Annotated in this window: 3 protein-coding genes; 2 read left to right on the top strand and 1 reads right to left on the bottom strand. The window is 50.8% G+C overall.

Annotated elements, in window-relative coordinates; genetic code table 11:
• Positions 1-1,901, bottom strand: a 1,901-nt coding sequence (locus RM811_RS04880) for an SNF2 helicase-associated domain-containing protein (RefSeq protein WP_402521347.1), incomplete at its 3' end; no start/stop codon positions are given.
• A gap of 254 nt (positions 1,902-2,155) precedes the next feature.
• Between RM811_RS04880 and RM811_RS04875 the strand changes: the two genes are divergently transcribed.
• Together RM811_RS04875 and RM811_RS04870 are read left to right on the top strand one after the other, a co-directional pair.
• A complete protein-coding gene (locus tag RM811_RS04875) occupies positions 2,156-2,701 on the top strand; it encodes a hypothetical protein (protein ID WP_402521344.1) in 546 nt (181 codons plus the stop codon).
• Between the two features lie 28 nt (positions 2,702-2,729).
• Positions 2,730-3,617: metallophosphoesterase (locus RM811_RS04870; RefSeq protein ID WP_402521341.1), on the top strand; the 888-nt coding region annotated here is incomplete at its 3' end.

Here is a 3,617-nt window from a genome sequence, read left to right as displayed (position 1 = left end):
CCCACCGCTATCTGCCAGTTAAAGTTCAGCAGCTGATCCAGATTCAGGTAACTGACCGGTTTATCACTCGTTTCATCAGAGTCACTGGAAAGGGAAAGGCCTAATTTCGGATAGGCCAGATTGCGCAACCCTTTAGGCAGCACCAGCTGAATACCCAGCATTTTCAAAGCGGGCAGAGTCTGTAGCAACACCGGAGTAAACTCAGCCAGTGAATAAACCAATGACCGATCACCACTCGCTTGATACAAACGCTCAATATCCGGCAGATAATCCGCCAGCAGCGCCAGATCCGTTAACGCACTCATCCGTACATCAGATAAACGATCATCGCCCAATAACTCAGAGAGCGGCTTCAGTTGGCCGCGCTGTTCAACCTGAATATCAACGGACAACGCATCTTCTACACCTTCCATCACCTCACTGATCACCAGATGCAGACGATGCTCCCGCTCCCCCAGGTAGAGACGATGCAGCCAGTCCCGCATTACCCTTGGATACTGGCGATTCTCAAACCGGTTAAAACGACAGGGCTCATTGGTAAAAAACAGGCAGGCGATATCGTCAACCATCAGATTACCCGGTGACTGAAAAAGTGCCAGCCGGGTGAAATAACTGATCAGCAAATGAAGGGCGGTATCCACCTGCGTCTGCCCATCGGCAAACCATTCAACCGGTTTCTTTTTGCGTGCCGGTGTATGAGACAACGTCACCAAATCCGGTGGACAGAGGTCGTATAATGGCATCAGCAATGCCTTAACGGGCTCGCTAAGCAATGCGGGCTTGTAACGAATCAGGGTAAAGTCACCAGAATCCTGATACACCCCGGGCACATAAGCCTGTTCAGCCACCAGCTTTAACGCCAGCCGGTAAAGCTGAAGCCACATCAGGGCGTAATGATAATGTCGGCAGGTTTCTGCGCTCTGGCTGATGTGCAACTTCCCCAATAACGAGAGCCACTCGTGGGTATTCTGCGGAGTATCAATGCCATCACCCGATTCGACATTCACGAAACGCCCGGCTTCATCAACCACCAGACTGAGTCGGTCAAACTCAGTCACATCGAACCCTGTGTCGGCATTGTCCGTCGAGGTATCTTTGGATTTATGCGGCACCACATTGCCTGTTGGCGTATTAACCAGTTTATCCACACCGCCGGTTAACCTGGCCGCACGCTTGTAGACACCCGCCATCACCTGACGGAAATCCTTGCCATAGAACAGCGGCTGCGGGCTCAGAATACTGAAAATACGCTCACCCAGCGGTTCAATGGCGGTCAGGTCAAACTGCTCAAAGGCGGGTGTTTCCGGCATTGACCAGTTCTGAATAACCGGCTCTGTCTGCCAGCCATCCAACACCTGCACCATGGCGTCCAGATGAACCAGACTCAAACCGGATGCCTTTTCAATGGCTTTGGGCAAATCCATCCCCCGCAGCCGAAACACCAGAAATGGATCTTTATCAATCTCATTGGCCACCAGATAGATAACCGCCGCAATATGCTTACAGGGCACCGCCCAATCCGGACAAGAGCAGCGGGCATTCATATCCTTCCAATTGCCGGGAAAAACAGAGATCCCCTGCTGACTCAGCAAGGCCAGCGTCTGCTCTGGCAACTGACGATTTAACAGGCGAGCCAGCACCGCTGGGTTCTGACTGATCGCTGCAACAATTTTCTTTTGATTCGTGGTGGAAAACCCGGGCAATCGCACTTCCACCTTATAAGGTGTTCTGCGACTCCCCTGCACATCCGCTTCTGCGCTGGAACCGGAAACCTCAATGCGCTTCACCGAGCCATTGCCCGCATAACGGCGTCCGCGAGGCAGCCGGTTGCTGTAGTCAATTCCGTTAAGCGCTTTCAGCCACTGCTCACCCCACCAGGTTTTGCCGTATTGTGTTGCCATATTTCTACTTGCCCGGACGCTAAATCAAATCTGACAGGAATAATCGTATACAGCCCTACGGCTGTCCAGTCTATAACTTGCGATTCGAGCAACCACAAGCGGTCTTTGCGATAAGTGAAGTGTGGAAACGGTGGGGGCAATCCGATGTGATGAACATTGACGCCCTCTTCAGGGCGGTTTAGGCTGAAAAGGAATGCGCTGATTTAGTCCCACTTGCAGGCGCTTAATAAATATCGCTAAACAGGAGACACGCTATGTCTACTTCCATTTCTGTTATTACCAACGGCATCAGGGTTCACGGTTTAATTACCCATCGTTCTCATTCTGATCTCACCGTTGCCATAACCAGCCCAATAGCCGGTTTCAGTCTCGGGGCTTCTCATATCCCTTACTTTGCCCGATCTCACAAAAACTATCTGGATTCACAGAGTGATGGTCTGGCCACAGAACTATTAGAAGCGCTTTATGGTATAGCCTGCTACGTTCTGGCTCGCAAAGAACAGTTGCAGGAGGCACGGCTCCAGCCAAGTGGCCTGCTGGAAGCGCTTGGCAATATCCAGACAGAACGGGCTTCCATAACACACAAAAAGCGGGCTGCTAAAAAACAGCTTGCTGAGGGCAAACTGGCTCAGCGGGATTATCAGGGTTTACTTAAGGAACTGCGCAGGGAAGATGAACAATGTCAGTCCCTCGAATCCACCCAAAAAGCAGAATTTATACGACACTGTCTACCAGAGTGCTGCGATCAGCTGTGTGCTGATGAGCTCCTTCAATGGCTACAGGCCGAACACAACCAATAAGTCTAATAATTAGCACAGAGGCAATGTGATGTACGACATCATCGGAGATATCCATGGTCAGGCTGATGAGCTTGAGCAATTACTGAAAAAACTGGGATACCAGAATACCAATGGCGTCTATCGCCACTCTGATCGACAAGTTGTATTTGTCGGTGACTTTATTGATGGTGGCCGGCAGCAGCGAAAAACCATTGAGATATGCCGGGCCATGGTAGAAAACGGTGCCGCTCTGGCAGTGATGGGCAACCATGAATTTAATGCCATCTGTTTTGCCACTCCAGGACCAGATGGCGACTACCTTCGCCCCCATGCCAAAGAAAAAAATGTAAAAGATCATCAGGAGTTTCTGGATGAGTTTCCCTTTGACTCACCAGAACATAAAGCAACCATTGACTGGTTCCGTTCACTCCCGCTTTTTCTCGATCTTGGGGAACTTCGTGTGATACATGCGGTTTGGCATCACCCGAGCTTTGAGGCAGTATCTGCATGGCTGGATGGGAATAACTGCCTGCTACCCAGTGCTTATGCGCCGGCATCCGACAAAAACGACCCTTTGTATGAGGCTATCGAATACCTGATAAAAGGCATTGAGATTGAACTTCCCGCTGGTTACAGCTTTAAAGACAAAAAAGGCAACCGGCGTACTGCAGCCCGGATTCGATGGTGGGATGAAAACGCCACCAGCTGGCAACAGGCGGTGGCAGGGACAGGAAACGCCAAACTCCCTGAAACGCCTTTGCCGGAAAATACGTATCGTTATCGGGATGGTATACCACTGTTTGTTGGTCACTACTGGTTAGATGGCACACCTGAGACCCTTTCAAACAATGTTGCCTGCGTTGATTTCAGTGTTGCACGGGCAGGAGGCAAACTGGCAGCCTATCGCTGGTCGGGAGACTGTCTCTTATACACATCT

The sequence above is a fragment of the Endozoicomonas sp. genome, assembly GCF_031844845.1.
Classification (GTDB): domain Bacteria; phylum Pseudomonadota; class Gammaproteobacteria; order Pseudomonadales; family Endozoicomonadaceae; genus Endozoicomonas.
This window is presented reverse-complemented; position numbering and strand designations above follow the sequence as displayed.

Coding starts and splice junctions, on each gene's coding strand:
- RM811_RS04875 (WP_402521344.1), top strand. CDS start 2,156: ATGTCTACTTCCATTTCTGTTATTACCAACGGCATCAGGGTTCACGGT.